Annotated in this window: 12 protein-coding genes; all 12 read right to left on the bottom strand. The window is 52.8% G+C overall.

Annotated features, from left to right (window positions below):
- Window positions 1-41 precede the first annotated feature (41 nt).
- On the bottom strand, window positions 42-1,220 hold the full coding sequence (gene tolA, locus EOS97_RS17420) for a cell envelope integrity protein TolA (protein ID WP_023204971.1): 1,179 nt from the start codon (window positions 1,218-1,220) through the stop codon (window positions 42-44).
- Between the two features lie 64 nt (window positions 1,221-1,284).
- Complete coding sequence (gene tolR, locus EOS97_RS17415) at window positions 1,285-1,713, bottom strand: colicin uptake protein TolR (protein WP_000124676.1); 429 nt, start codon at window positions 1,711-1,713, stop codon at window positions 1,285-1,287.
- A gap of 3 nt (window positions 1,714-1,716) precedes the next feature.
- Window positions 1,717-2,409: a Tol-Pal system protein TolQ gene (tolQ, locus tag EOS97_RS17410; protein ID WP_000131318.1), complete on the bottom strand. Its 693-nt coding sequence runs from the start codon at window positions 2,407-2,409 to the stop codon at window positions 1,717-1,719.
- A complete protein-coding gene (gene ybgC / locus EOS97_RS17405; protein ID WP_001046240.1) occupies window positions 2,406-2,810 on the bottom strand; it encodes a tol-pal system-associated acyl-CoA thioesterase in 405 nt (134 codons plus the stop codon). The genes tolQ and ybgC overlap by 4 nt, the downstream gene beginning before the upstream one ends.
- 228 nt (window positions 2,811-3,038) lie before the next feature.
- Window positions 3,039-3,332 (bottom strand): cyd operon protein YbgE, encoded by a 294-nt coding sequence (ybgE, locus tag EOS97_RS17400; protein ID WP_000148790.1) that lies wholly within the window; start codon window positions 3,330-3,332, stop codon window positions 3,039-3,041.
- The gene (cydX, locus tag EOS97_RS17395) at window positions 3,332-3,445 is read right to left on the bottom strand and encodes a cytochrome bd-I oxidase subunit CydX (protein WP_000270278.1); all 114 of its coding nucleotides are present in this window, start codon (window positions 3,443-3,445) and stop codon (window positions 3,332-3,334) included. The genes ybgE and cydX overlap by 1 nt, the downstream gene beginning before the upstream one ends.
- Before the next feature lie 14 nt (window positions 3,446-3,459).
- Window positions 3,460-4,599 carry a cytochrome d ubiquinol oxidase subunit II gene (gene cydB, locus EOS97_RS17390; protein WP_000568258.1) on the bottom strand — a complete coding sequence of 380 codons (1,140 nt, stop codon included), beginning with the start codon at window positions 4,597-4,599 and terminating at the stop codon, window positions 3,460-3,462.
- 15 nt (window positions 4,600-4,614) lie between these two features.
- Window positions 4,615-6,183, bottom strand: a complete 1,569-nt coding sequence (cydA, locus tag EOS97_RS17385) for a cytochrome ubiquinol oxidase subunit I (protein ID WP_000884369.1) — start codon at window positions 6,181-6,183, stop codon at window positions 4,615-4,617.
- 1,581 nt (window positions 6,184-7,764) lie between these two features.
- Window positions 7,765-8,634, bottom strand: a complete 870-nt coding sequence (gene sucD, locus EOS97_RS17380) for a succinate--CoA ligase subunit alpha (RefSeq protein WP_000114631.1) — start codon at window positions 8,632-8,634, stop codon at window positions 7,765-7,767.
- Window positions 8,634-9,800 (bottom strand): ADP-forming succinate--CoA ligase subunit beta, encoded by a 1,167-nt coding sequence (gene sucC / locus EOS97_RS17375; protein ID WP_001048590.1) that lies wholly within the window; start codon window positions 9,798-9,800, stop codon window positions 8,634-8,636. The genes sucD and sucC overlap by 1 nt, the downstream gene beginning before the upstream one ends.
- 141 nt (window positions 9,801-9,941) lie before the next feature.
- Window positions 9,942-11,150: a 2-oxoglutarate dehydrogenase complex dihydrolipoyllysine-residue succinyltransferase gene (odhB, locus tag EOS97_RS17370; protein ID WP_000099858.1), complete on the bottom strand. Its 1,209-nt coding sequence runs from the start codon at window positions 11,148-11,150 to the stop codon at window positions 9,942-9,944.
- A 14-nt stretch (window positions 11,151-11,164) separates the two neighbouring features.
- Window positions 11,165-13,966: a 2-oxoglutarate dehydrogenase E1 component gene (gene sucA / locus EOS97_RS17365; protein WP_001181500.1), complete on the bottom strand. Its 2,802-nt coding sequence runs from the start codon at window positions 13,964-13,966 to the stop codon at window positions 11,165-11,167.
- Window positions 13,967-14,314: the final 348 nt, after the last annotated feature.

The raw sequence follows: 14,314 nt of genomic DNA, 5'->3' as shown, positions 1-14,314 counted from the left end.
AGTAACAACTCAACCGCTCCAACTTCCATAAAGAAAAGTATCTACAGTTTAAAGTCTAGTTTGGCATCCTTTATTTTCTCATAAACAGCCTGGCTTGGCGGTTTAGGAATTTTCGCGGTTTTTGCCGCCATTAACGCCGCCTGACAAAGCGCCGGATCGCCGCCCTCAGACGTAATGCTTTTTAATGAGCCATCCGGCGCCAGGCTAATATGCAAGACACATTGTTTGCCCTGATACAGGCTCGCATCATACAGACGGCTCTGAATCGCGACCTGAATCTGTTTCGCGTAGGCGCTGATATCAGCGCCTGTCGCCCCACCGTTAGCGCCCGATGTACCGCTATCTTTCGATGGCTGGCCATTCCCTTTCGCGCCGCCGCCGGTTTTCGGCGCATTCTTACCCGAGCTGAGATCGCCAAGCAGATCGTCGACGCCTTCTGCGGCGGCCGCTTTTTCGGCAGCCGCTTTCTTCTTAGCGTCCGCCGCTGCTTTCGCCGCCGCGGCATCCGCTTTCTTCTTCGCCTCCGCCGCCGCTTTCGCCGCCTCGGCATCCGCTTTCTTCTTAGCGTCCGCCGCTGCTTTCGCCGCTTCGGCTTCCGCTTTCTTCTTCGCCTCCGCCGCTGCTTTCGCCGCTTCGGCTTCCGCTTTCTTCTTCGCGTCCGCCGCTGCTTTCGCCGCTTCGGCTTCCGCTTTCTTCTTCGCGTCCGCCGCCGCTTTCGCCGCTTCGGCTTCCGCTTTCTTCTTCGCGTCCGCCGCCGCTTTCGCCGCCTCGGCCTCCGCTTTCTTCTTCGCGTCCGCCGCCGCTTTCGCCGCTTCTTCGGCCTGTTGCTGCTGCTGTTGCGCCAGTTTTGCCGCTTCTTCAGCCTGCTTTTGCTGCTCCTGAGCCGCTAAACGTTCTTTCTCAAGTTGTTTCAACCGCTCCTGTTCGGCAGCCTGCTTCTGCTGCAGCTCCTCTGCTTGCTGCTGTTGCAGCTTTTTACGCTCTTCTTCCGCGCGTCTGGCGCTGGCCTGTTGATCCTGCTGACGGTTGTACTGCTGCACAACGGCGCCAGGATCGACCATCACCGCGTCGATAGCGGAACCGCCGCCGCCGCCGGCAGAAGCCTCTATATGCTCATCAAACGAACTCCAGATCAGCACTGCAAATAAGATGATATGCAGCACGGCTGAAATAATTATCGCCCGTTTGAGCTTGTCGTTTTGTTCGGTTGCCTTTGACACTCTCGGTTCCCAAAAAACTGTTCGCCTGTTACTCGCCGTCTTTCAAGCCAACGGGACGCAGACTTCAGATTGGCTGCGTCATTAAGCCAACCGATTTTACGCCCGCGCTGTGTAACAAGTTCAGCGCTTTAATTATTTCATCGTACGGCACCTCTTTCGCGCCGCCGATTAAAAAGACTGTTTTCGGATTAGCCTGCAGATGACGCTTTACTTCTGCGATCACCTGTTCAGACGGCAGTTGATCCATTCGATCTTTATCAACCACTACGCTGTATTGCCCTACTCCGGAAACCTCAATAATGACCGGTGGATCGTCGTTACTACTGACCGCCTGCGACTGATTCGCCTCCGGCAAGTCGACTTCCACGCTCTGGGTAATGATCGGCGCGGTTGCCATAAAGATCAGCAGCAGCACCAACAGTACGTCGAGTAGCGGTACGATATTGATTTCGGACTTAAGTTCGCGACGACCTCGTCCACGCGTTCTGGCCATGGCTTACCCCTTGTTGCTTTCGCTTACGGTAAACGCCTGGCGGTGCAGAATCGCGGTGAACTCTTCCATAAAGTTGTCGTAATTCAGTTCCAGCTTGTTCACGCGCTGATTCAGTCGGTTGTAAGCCATAACCGCAGGGATGGCGGCAAACAGACCAATCGCCGTGGCAATCAATGCTTCGGCAATACCCGGCGCAACCATTTGCAGAGTCGCCTGTTTCACCGCGCCCAGGGCGATAAACGCATGCATAATCCCCCATACGGTGCCAAACAGACCGATATAAGGACTGATAGAGCCTACCGTGCCAAGAAACGGGATATGCGTTTCCAGCGTTTCCAGCTCTCGGTTCATGGAGATGCGCATCGCACGCGACGCCCCCTCTACCACTGCCTCCGGCGCATGGCTGTTGGCGCGATGGAGCCGGACAAACTCTTTAAACCCGCTATAAAAGATTTGTTCCGAGCCCGACAGACTATCGCGTCTCCCCTGGCTTTCCTGGTACAGACGCGATAGTTCGATTCCGGACCAGAATTTATCTTCAAACGCTTCCGCCTCACGCGCAGCGGCGTTCAGGATACGCGTTCGCTGGATAATGATGGCCCAGGATGCTATTGAAAAACCAATCAAAATCAACATGATAAGTTTAACCAGAAGGCTTGCCTTCAGGAACAAATCAAGGATATTCATGTCAGTCACTGCTTAAACTCCGCGACAATAGACTTAGGAAGCGCACGAGGCTTCATTTTGAGTGGATCAACGCAAACAATCAGAACCTCTGCTTCATTTAGCAGCGTGTTCTCTGCGTTGACAATGCGTTGCGTGAAAACCAAAGCGGTGCCACGCATTGACGTAATTTCTGTTTGAACTTCAAGCATATCGTCGAGCCGCGCAGGCGCATAGTATTCCAGCGTCATCTTGCGCACCACAAAGGCGACCCGCTCCGCCAGCAGCACCTGTTGGCTGAAGTGATGGTGACGCAGCATCTCCGTGCGCGCTCTTTCATAAAAAGCGACATAGCTGGCGTGATAAACCACACCGCCGGCGTCCGTGTCTTCGTAATAAACTCGAATTGGCCATCGAAACATATACTTATTCATCCCTGCAGCCTCTTTGTTGGCGTCATCCGCTTGCCGCCGTAATGCCTCAAGAATGCCGTTGTATATCGCCTTGTATTCACTTTACATCCCGGTAATGCAACAAAAGTAGAGCTTTTAAACGTTGCTACTATACGCGTGGGAATGAGGCTTGGGAATGGGGGGAAGTTAAGGGAGAGTAAAAATATATGGGCTTATGCAAGCCCCTATATTTTTAAGGAGGTTTCTTATTCACAAGAAGAAGAAAATCAGGCCGACGATAAGGACGATATCCGCAAGGAGCGGACAGAAAATCCCTTGCCAGTGTACGGATTCAGGGCGAAAACCCACGCCGTGGATTATGCCTGCGCAAACCGCCCACATCAGCAATAATCCGTGCCAGATTTCAAGCGTGCTGGTCCTGGCGGCAAACCGTGACGGGTCCCAGAACATACATCCTGCCAGCACTATCGCCATCACGAAGGAAAGCGCCCTTAACGGGCGCTTGTCCATTACCGCATACAGTTTTGCGATAATATGGGTCATTAGCTTTCTTCTTGACCGGTTTTACCCGCTTCAACGTGCTCAAGCGCCAGGGCGGTAATGATCCCGAATGCACAGGCAAGAAGCGTTCCCAGAATCCATGCGAAATACCACATTTTAAGCTCCTTACTTAGTACAGAGAGTGGGTGTTGCTTTCAATATGTTCTTTAGTGATACGACCGAACATTTTCCAGTAACACCAGCTGGTGTAGATCAGAATGATCGGTACGAACACCGCCGCAACCCAGGTCATCAGGTTCAGCGTCATCTGGCTGGATGTCGCATCCCACATGGTCAGGCTGGCATTCATCATCGTGCTGGACGGCATCACAAATGGGAACATAGCGATACCCGCCGTCAGAATAATGCAGGCCAGGGTCAGCGAAGAGAACAGGAATGCCCACGCGCCTTTCTCCATACGGGAAGTCAGGATAGTCAGCAGCGGCAGAACCACGCCCAGAGCCGGAACCAACCATAGGATCGGAGCATTATTAAAGTTCACCAGCCAGGCGCCAGCTTCACGCGCCACTTCTTTAGTCAGCGGGTTAGAGGCGGCATGATGATCAATCGCGGATGTCACGACATAACCATCAATACCATACATTACCCAAACGCCCGCCAGCGCAAAGCACACTAATGTCACCAACGCCGCAATCTGCGAGGTGGCGCGCGCGCGCAGGTGCAGTTCGCCAACGGTGCGCATTTGCAGGTAAGTCGCCCCCTGCGTGATGATCATCCCTACGCTTACGATACCCGCCAGCAGACCAAACGGGTTCAGCAACTGGAAGAAGTTACCGGTGTAGTACAGACGCAGATACTCATCTACATGGAACGGTACGCCCTGCAACAGATTGCCAAAGGCCACGCCAATCACCAGCGGCGGCACAAAGCTACCGATGAACACGCCCCAGTCCCACATGTTGCGCCAGCGCGGGTCTTCAATCTTGGAACGGTAATCAAAACCGACCGGACGGAAGAACAACGACGCCAGCACCAGGATCATCGCCACATAGAAACCGGAGAACGCCGCAGCGTAAACCATCGGCCAGGCAGCAAACAACGCACCGCCCGCGGTGATCAACCACACCTGGTTACCGTCCCAGTGTGGAGCGATAGAGTTAATCATAATTCGACGTTCGGTGTCGTTACGACCGAGGAAACGGGTGAGCATCCCCACCCCCATGTCGAACCCATCGGTGACAGCGAAACCAATTAGCAAAATGCCAACCAGCAGCCACCAGATAAAACGTAGTACTTCATAATCGATCATTTGACGACTCCTGTCTTAGCGTGCCGGCTGAGAAGTCACGGTGGACTGCTCAAAGTGATAGCGACCGGTTTTCAGGCTGCTTGGGCCAAGGCGTGCAAATTTGAACATCAGGAACAATTCTGCCACCAGGAACAGGGTATACAGGCCGCAAATCAGGAACATGGAGAACAGCAGATCGCCCACGGTCAGCGATGAGTTCGCCACGGCTGTCGGCAACACTTCGCCGATCGCCCACGGCTGACGACCATACTCGGCGACGAACCAACCTGCTTCAACCGCAATCCACGGCAGTGGAATACCGTACAGCGCCGCGCGCAACAGCCATTTTTTCTCACCGATGCGGTTACGAATCACGCTCCAGAAGGAAAGTGCGATGATCGCCAGCAGCAGGAAGCCGCACGCCACCATGATACGGAAAGCGAAGTACAGCGGCGCAACGCGAGGAATGGAATCTTTCGTCGCTTGCTGGATCTGCGCTTCGGTCGCGTCAGTCACATTAGGCGTATAGCGTTTCAGCAGCAGGCCGTAACCGAGATCTTTCTTCATGCTGTTAAACTGGTCGCGAACGGCCTGGTCGGTAGAACCGGCGCGCAGCTGCTCGAGCAGTTCATAGGCTTTCATCCCGTTACGGATACGCTCTTCATGCTGAACCATGAGATCTTTCAGACCAATAACCGGCGTGTCCACGGAACGCGTAGCGATAATGCCGAGCGCATAAGGGATCTGAATCGCCAGATGGTTTTCCTGTTTGTCCTGGTCAGGAATGCCGAACAGGGTAAAGGAGGCCGGAGCAGGTTGCGTTTCCCATTCTGCTTCAATCGCAGCGAGCTTGGTTTTCTGCACGTCGCCCATTTCGTAACCGGATTCGTCACCGAGTACGATAACGGACAGTACGGCAGCCATACCGAAGCTGGCGGCAATAGCAAAGGAGCGTTTAGCAAAGGCGAAGTCACGACCTTTCAGCATGTAGTAAGCGCTGATACCGAGGATGAACATCGCGCCGGTGACATAGCCGGACGCCACAGTGTGAACAAATTTCACCTGTGCTACCGGGTTCAGCACCAGTTCAGAGAAGCTCACCATTTCCATACGCATGGTTTCGAAATTGAAATCCGCAGCGATTGGGTTTTGCATCCAGCCGTTCGCTACCAGAATCCACAACGCGGAGAGGTTGGACCCCAGAGCCACCAGCCAGGTGACGCACATATGCTGAACTTTACTCAGACGATCCCAGCCGAAGAAGAACAGACCTACAAAGGTGGATTCGAGGAAGAAGGCCATCAAACCTTCGATGGCCAGCGGCGCACCGAAGATGTCCCCAACATAGTGGGAGTAGTACGACCAGTTTGTCCCGAACTGGAACTCCATGGTCAAACCGGTAGCCACACCCAGAGCAAAGTTGATACCAAACAACTTGCCCCAGAACTTGGTCATATCTTTATAAATCTGTTTGCCGGAAAGGACGTATACCGTTTCCATAATGGCCAGCAGGAACGCCATACCGAGCGTTAGCGGCACAAACAGGAAGTGGTACATCGCGGTCAAGGCAAACTGTAAGCGCGACAGTTCGACTATATCTAACATCATGACTCCTTGCTCATCGCATGAAGACTCCGAGAGTGAACCCCGTTAGAAAGGGTCACACGCATGCCCCAATACAAATTTATTTGCGGCCTCTCATCGTACTATCCCCTCGGGAAGGAAACAGTAATGATGAAAAGTTACAAACATGTTAATAAAAAACCCAAATTGATCCCGCAAATATATTACGCCGTAAAACCCTTACAATAAACAGGTTTTTAGTGGGTCAGATTTGCTTTTTTCGACAGCGATCAATTTATGGCTAATCTATCGCTTTTCAGGGAATTTGATCACGGACAATTTAACCAGTTTTGATGCTCTTTTCCAACATTTAAATATTGATTAAAATCAATTTTTGAAGTTAATGTTAATAATGTTTATTCATTGAATGCATGGTGAATTTTTTGTTAACTTTTTGTTTTTGCAAAGAGTAATTTCAAACCCCCTGTAAAAAGAGGCTTATTCGATAAGGCTAAACATTTTGTGCGTTTTTTACTGCCCCGCATCCAGTAAAAAACATTCCACATTGATGTTCAATTATTGCTAAATAGCTCACAGATTTTTTCTGCAGATTATCAACACTTATTATTTTATACATTTAGTCTATTTTTATTTTACTTATAATTAACACCGCAAAGAAACTATCTCATTGCACACGCGCCATCATCCCACCGGGATTACCCTGCCCCAACTTCCCTTTCCCGACGACTAACGGCCAGGATCATCTTGCCAGGTTATCGCCTTAATTATCGCTAATAAGCTTTCCAGATAGCCAGAAACAAACATTTTATTCGCTACTTTTTCTTTATTTCAATAACACCGTATTTACCTCTCTATAATTATTATAGCGAAGATTCTGTTATCACCTTCACAGATTCACCCTCAAATTCTACGTCACTCATAGTGATAATTCTGTTTATTTGCAGCCATAAATACCCTTTAAACATGATTAATCACGAACGAATAGTGTCAATAAGTTCTTAATAATTTTTAAAGTTAACCTCTTTTAATCAGCAAAAGTTCATATAATTTATTAAACGATATCTTTAATACTTCAGGGAAGTAATGCTGGTACTCTTATGATTAAAATAGCTGTTTTATTCTGCCATTAAACAAGCAGTCTGTGTAAGCGCGATACATCTGAGGAGACGTGTAGTTCGCGCTCAGGCAAACATGCGCGGCCACAGAGTCAAGCATCAATTTACTATAGAGGTTAGCGTCAACATAGTGTAATGCTGCAATGCGTTTTTTTCATGGCGGAAAGCGCATAATCCTTCTCCAGTGAGGTCGGCAGGTCTTTCACTAAGACAGCATCTGTATTTGCTGAAAAAGAGTTAACCGGCAAACAGAGTAAATTTACTGCCGCTGCCAGACGGTTATTATCAATTATTTTTAGACTCCACCATGTTTTTTACTGAGGCATCATTTTCCTATAGCTCAATATTTACAAAGCCAATAATTTTATATCCCGGATGCTTCACCCGTACTTTGCCACAAACAATAAAGCCATAAAAAAGGCCACCGTAAAGGTGGCCAACCATGTCGAAAACGGACATTTATCTGTTCCCGCAGGAACAGCGAGTTTTATTTTATAATTGCTTTCAGCGCTTCGCCGATATCGGCCAGGCTGCGAACGGTTTTCACGCCCGCGGCTTCCAGCGCGGCGAATTTTTCATCCGCAGTGCCTTTACCACCGGCAATGATGGCGCCAGCGTGGCCCATACGCTTGCCTTTCGGCGCGGTAACACCCGCGATATAGCCAACAACCGGCTTGGTCACGTGGTCTTTAATATAAGCCGCCGCTTCTTCTTCTGCGCTACCGCCGATCTCGCCGATCATCACGATCGCTTCAGTCTGCGGATCTTCCTGGAACAATTTCAGAATGTCGATGAAGTTAGAGCCCGGAATCGGGTCGCCGCCGATACCCACGCAGGTGGACTGGCCGAAACCGTAGTCGGTGGTCTGCTTAACCGCTTCATAGGTCAGCGTGCCGGAACGGGAAACGATACCCACTTTACCCGGCTTATGAATGTGACCCGGCATGATGCCGATTTTGCATTCGCCCGGGGTGATCACACCTGGGCAGTTCGGGCCGATCATGCGTACGCCCGCTTCGTCCAGCTTCACTTTCACGGTCAGCATATCCAGCGTCGGAATACCTTCGGTGATGGTGATAATCAGTTTGATGCCTGCGTCGATCGCTTCCAGAATGGAGTCTTTGCAGAACGGCGCCGGCACGTAGATAACGGATGCGGTCGCACCGGTAGCTTCTACCGCTTCGCGCACGGTGTTGAACACCGGCAGACCCAAATGCGTGGTGCCGCCTTTGCCCGGCGTTACGCCGCCGACCATTTGCGTACCGTAAGCAATCGCCTGTTCGGAGTGGAAAGTCCCCTGGCTACCGGTGAAGCCCTGGCAGATAACCTTGGTATCTTTATTAATTAAAACGGACATTATTTCCCCTCCACTGCGGCAACAACCTGCTGAGCTGCATCCGTCAGACTTTTCGCTGCAATAATATTCAGGCCACTGTCAGCCAGTTTCTTCGCGCCGAGTTCGGCGTTGTTGCCTTCCAGACGCACCACCACCGGAACGTTCACGCCCACTTCTTCCACCGCGCCGATGATACCGTCGGCAATCAGGTCACAACGGACGATACCGCCGAAGATGTTAACCAGAACCGCTTTCACGTTGTCATCCGAGAGGATAATTTTAAACGCTTCGGTGACGCGCTCTTTGGTTGCGCCGCCGCCTACGTCAAGGAAGTTAGCCGGTTCGCCGCCATGCAGCTTAACGATGTCCATGGTGCCCATCGCCAGGCCCGCGCCGTTCACCATGCAACCAATGTTGCCGTCCAGCGCGACGTAGTTCAGTTCCCACTGCGCCGCCTGCGCTTCACGCGGGTCTTCCTGAGACTGGTCACGCATTTCACGCAGATCCGGCTGGCGGAACAGCGCGTTGCCGTCAGCGCCCAGCTTGCCGTCGAGGCAAATCAGATCGCCCTGCTTAGTGATCACCAGCGGATTAATTTCGATTAGCGCCAGGTCGCGCTCAAGGAAAATGGTTGCCAGGCCCATAAAGATTTTGGTGAACTGCTGCACCAGTTTACCTTCCAGACCCAATTTGAACGCTAGCTCCCGTCCCTGATACGGCATCGGGCCGGTCAGCGGATCGAGCGCGACTTTATGGATCAGATGCGGGGTTTCCTCCGCGACTTTTTCGATCTCTACGCCGCCTTCGGTAGACGCCATAAAGACCACGCGACGAGAACTACGGTCAACCACCGCGCCGAGGTACAGTTCTTTGCCGATGTCGGTCGCCGCTTCAACCAGAATCTGGTTTACCGGTTGGCCATTAGCGTCTGTTTGATAGGTCACCAGACGTTTGCCCAGCCAGTTTTCCGCAAAGGCGCGAATCTCTTCTTTGCTTTTTACTACCTTCACACCGCCCGCTTTGCCGCGGCCGCCAGCGTGAACCTGACATTTCACTACCCACGGGCCGGCACCGATTTTAGACGCGGCTTCTTCGGCTTCACGCGGAGTAGTACAGGCATAACCCACCGGCGCCGGTAAGCCATAGCGGGCAAAAAGTTGTTTTGCCTGATATTCATGTAAGTTCATGTGTTCTGTCCATCCTTCAGGTAATCGTTATCTTTAGACCTGTAGGCCTGAAAGCTGCGCGCCATCAGGCATTACACCATCGCCGGATGGCGGCGTGAACGCCTTATCCGGCCTACAGGTAGCAGGTGATGCTCTTGCTGACTACACGTCCAACAGCAGACGGGTCGGATCTTCCAGCAACTCTTTGATGGTGACCAGGAAGCCCACGGATTCACGACCATCGATCAGGCGATGATCGTAAGAAAGCGCCAGGTACATCATCGGCAGGATTTCCACCTTGCCATCCACCGCCATCGGCCTGTCTTTAATAGCATGCATTCCCAGAATCGCGCTCTGCGGCGGGTTGATGATCGGGGTAGACATCAGCGAACCGAATACGCCGCCGTTGGTAATGGTAAAGTTACCGCCGGTCAGGTCTTCTACGGTCAGCTTGCCGTCGCGGCCTTTGACAGCCAGTTCTTTAATTTTTTTCTCGATGTCAGCCATGCCCAGCGTATCCACGTCACGCAGGACCGGCGTGACCAGGCCACGCGGCGTAGACACCGCCATGCTCACATCAAAGTAGTTATGATACACCACGTCATCGCCGTCGATAGAGGCGTTCACTTCCGGATAACGCTTCAGAGCTTCCACTACCGCTTTCACGTAGAAGGACATAAAGCCCAGGCGGATACCATGACGTTTTTCAAACACTTCGCCATACTGCTTACGCAAATCCATAATCGGCTTCATGTTGACTTCATTGAAGGTCGTCAGCATGGCGGTGGAATTTTTCGCTTCCAGCAGACGCTCGGCCACGCGCTTGCGCAGGCGGGTCATTGGCACGCGTTTTTCGCCGCGCGCGCCCAGAGCGGGTTGTGCTGCAGGTTCAACAGCGGGTGCTTTAGACTCGCCTTTCGCCAGATGTTTTTCCACATCTTCACGGGTCAGACGCCCACCCACACCAGTGCCTTTAATGGCGCTGGCTTCCAGATTGTGTTCAGCCAGCAGGCGACGGATCGCCGGGCTGAGCGCATCGTTGTTTTGTTCTTCCAGCGACGCCTGCTGGCGCTGTGCCGGCGTAGACGCTTTCTCTTCAGATTTCGCGCTGGTCTCTTTACCCGCGCTGTTGCCTTCACGCAGGCGACCCAGGATCTGGCGAGAGGTGACAGTCGTCCCCTCCTCTTCCAGAACCGCATCCAGAATGCCGTCCGCTGATGCCGGTACTTCCAGTACCACTTTGTCAGTTTCGATTTCTACCAGCACTTCGTCACGAACAACCGCATCGCCCGGTTTTTTATGCCAGGTGGCGACGGTCGCGTCCGCTACGGACTCAGGCAGGTCGGGAACAAGAATATCTACGCTACTCATTATTTATCCTTTATTTAATCGACGTTCAGCGCGTCATTAACCAGATCTTGTTGCTGTTTCTGGTGAACGGACATATACCCTACCGCCGGAGAGGCGGAGGCCGGGCGACCTGCATAACGCAGAGCGGCCCCAAACGGAATCACTTCACGGAAATGATGCTGGCTGCAGTACCATGCGCCCTGGTTGAGCGGCTCTTCCTGGCACCAGACAAAATCATGGACGTGAGCGTATGGTTGCAGCGCTTCCTGCACCGCTTTATGCGGGAACGGATAGAGCTGTTCGATGCGCACGATAGCGACATCTTTCTGGTCGTTTTTGCGACGTTGTTCCAGCAGGTCGTAATAAACCTTACCAGAACACATTACCACGCGTTTTACGGCTTTAGGGTCCAGCTCGTCAATTTCGCCAATGGCCGGCTGGAAGGAACCGTTCGCCAGTTCATCAAGCGTGGAAACCGCCAGCGGGTGACGCAGCAGCGATTTCGGCGACATCACCACCAGCGGACGACGCATCCCGCGCAGCGCCTGACGGCGCAGCATATGGTAGACCTGCGCCGGGGTGGACGGCACGCAAACCTGCATATTCTGCTCGGCGCAAAGTTGCAGATAACGTTCCAGACGCGCGGAAGAGTGCTCCGGCCCCTGCCCTTCATAGCCGTGCGGCAACAGCATCACCAGACCGCACATCCGGCCCCATTTCTGCTCGCCGGAGGAGATGAACTGGTCAATCACTACCTGCGCGCCGTTGGCAAAATCGCCAAACTGCGCTTCCCAGATAGTCAGGGTACGTGGTTCCGCCGTGGCATAACCGTATTCAAAAGCCAGCACCGCTTCTTCAGACAGCACGGAGTCCCAGACTTTAAACTGTCCCTGACCGCTGTGAATATGCTGCAACGGCGTATACGTTGAGCCGTTCGTCTGGTTGTGGATCACCGCATGACGATGGAAGAAGGTGCCGCGACCGGAGTCTTCCCCGGACAGGCGCACCGGAATGCCTTCATCGACCAGCGTGGCGTAAGCCAGATTTTCCGCGCCGCCCCAGTCAAACAATTTCTCGCCTGCCGCCATTGCCTGACGGTCGCCATAAATTTTCGCCACGCGAGACTGCATTTCAATGGCTTCCGGCACGGTGCTGATACGTTTTGCCAGCTCCTGCAGACGCTTCATTTCTACCTTGTTCGGGTATGCTTCATCCCATTCGTGGTTTAGATACGGCGACCAGGTGAACGAGTGCATATTCATCGGACGCCACTCTTTCACCACGCATTCGCCTGCATCCAGCGCATCGCGATAGAGGTTGACCATTTCGGTGGCATCTTCCAGCGTTGCGACCTTATCAGCTTCCAGTTTGTCGGCGTAGATTTTACGCGGCGTCGGATGCTTTTTGATTTTCTGGTACATCAGCGGCTGGGTTGCGCTTGGCTCGTCGGCTTCGTTGTGGCCGTGACGGCGGTAGCACACCAGATCGATGAACACATCGCGTTTAAAGGTATTACGGAAGTCCAGCGCCAGACGGGTCACAAAAGCGACGGCTTCCGGATCGTCCGCATTGACGTGGAAAATCGGCGCCTGGACCATTTTACCGATATCGGTGCAGTAAGGCGTTGAACGCGCATCCAGTGGGTTAGAGGTGGTGAAGCCCACCTGGTTGTTGATAACGATACGTACCGTACCGCCCACTTCGTAACCGCGCGCTTTCGACATGTTCAGAGTTTCCTGAACCACGCCCTGGCCGGTCACCGCGGCGTCGCCGTGAATAGTGATCGGCAACACTTTGTTGCTGCTCGGTTCGTCCAGTCTGTCCAGACGGGCGCGCACGGAGCCCATCACCACCGGGCTCACAATTTCCAGATGCGATGGGTTAAACGCCAGCGCCAGGTGAACCAGACCGCCTTCGGTTTCGATATCTGACGAGAAGCCCATGTGATACTTCACGTCGCCAGTACCCAGATGTTCTTTATGCTTACCGGCAAATTCGTCGAACAGATCCTGCGGTTTTTTACCCAGTACGTTGATCAGCACGTTCAGGCGACCACGGTGCGCCATCCCCAGCACCACTTCGCGAGTGCCGCTGTTACCCGCATGGCGAACCATCTCTTTCAGCATGGGTATCAGCGCATCTCCCCCCTCGAGCGAGAAACGTTTCGCACCGGGGAATTTGGCACCCAGATAACGTTCCAGCCCTTCAGCGGCGGTCAGTTCGTTCAGGAAGCGTTTTTTCTCGTCAGCGCTAAAGGCCGCACGACCGGATTCGATGCGCTGTTGGATCCAGCGTTTCTCTTCGGTGCTGGTGATGTGCATATACTCAGCGCCAATCGGGCCGCAGTAGGTCTGTTTGAGCGCGTCGAGCAGCTCGCCCAGCTTCATCGTCTCTTTGCCGCTGGCAAAGGAGCCGACATTGAAGGTTTCCTGGAAATCGGCCTCGGTCAAATCATGGAAAGAAGGGTCCAGATCCGCCACGCGTTCTTGTTTCCACAGTCCCAGCGGATCGAGGTTTGCATGCTGATGGCCACGGAAACGATAAGCGTTGATAAGCTGCAGGACTTTAACCTGCTTCACATTGGTGTCAGGGTCGGAAATCGTAGAAGAGTGACGTGAGCCAGCCAACGCCTGCCGCCGGAAATATTCACGTGTTTTTGAATGGAGTTGATCCGGTTTGACTCCGGTACCAGGTAACTGCTGGAACGTCAAACGCCAGTTAGCGTCTACCGAGTCAGGATCGGTTAAGAAGTCTTCATAGAGCTGTTCTATCCAGCTCTGATTCGAACCAGAGAGGTAAGAAGAGTCCAACCAGGCTTTCAAAGCGCTGTTCTGCATCGTGATCCCTTAAGCATCTTTTCTGCTTATTTAATACTCTAAATAGGTCACGTTTCAGGAAGGCGGCAAGCTTGCGAATCCCTGGGAGCTTACATCCAGTAAGTGACCGGGGTGAGCAAGTGCAGCCAACGCACATGCAACGTGAACTATGACGAGTATTTCGCCGTGGATACTAACCACGCATACGCTGTATGCGTGCCGGGGTTCACTTGTTGCGGACTGTCGTGTCATCTGCGTCCGCTAAGGAACCTTTAAAAACTGTCTAATAATCTTCGCTGTTCAGGCTACGACTGCGTTGCGGCCTTCGCTCACTCCGGTCACATAGTTAACTATGCTCCCGAAGATTCG

Source organism: Salmonella sp. SSDFZ54 (genome assembly GCF_004010735.1).
GTDB lineage: Bacteria > Pseudomonadota > Gammaproteobacteria > Enterobacterales > Enterobacteriaceae > Salmonella > Salmonella enterica.
The sequence above is the reverse complement of the archived record's forward strand: the minus strand, read 5'-3'. Positions and strand labels throughout refer to the sequence as shown.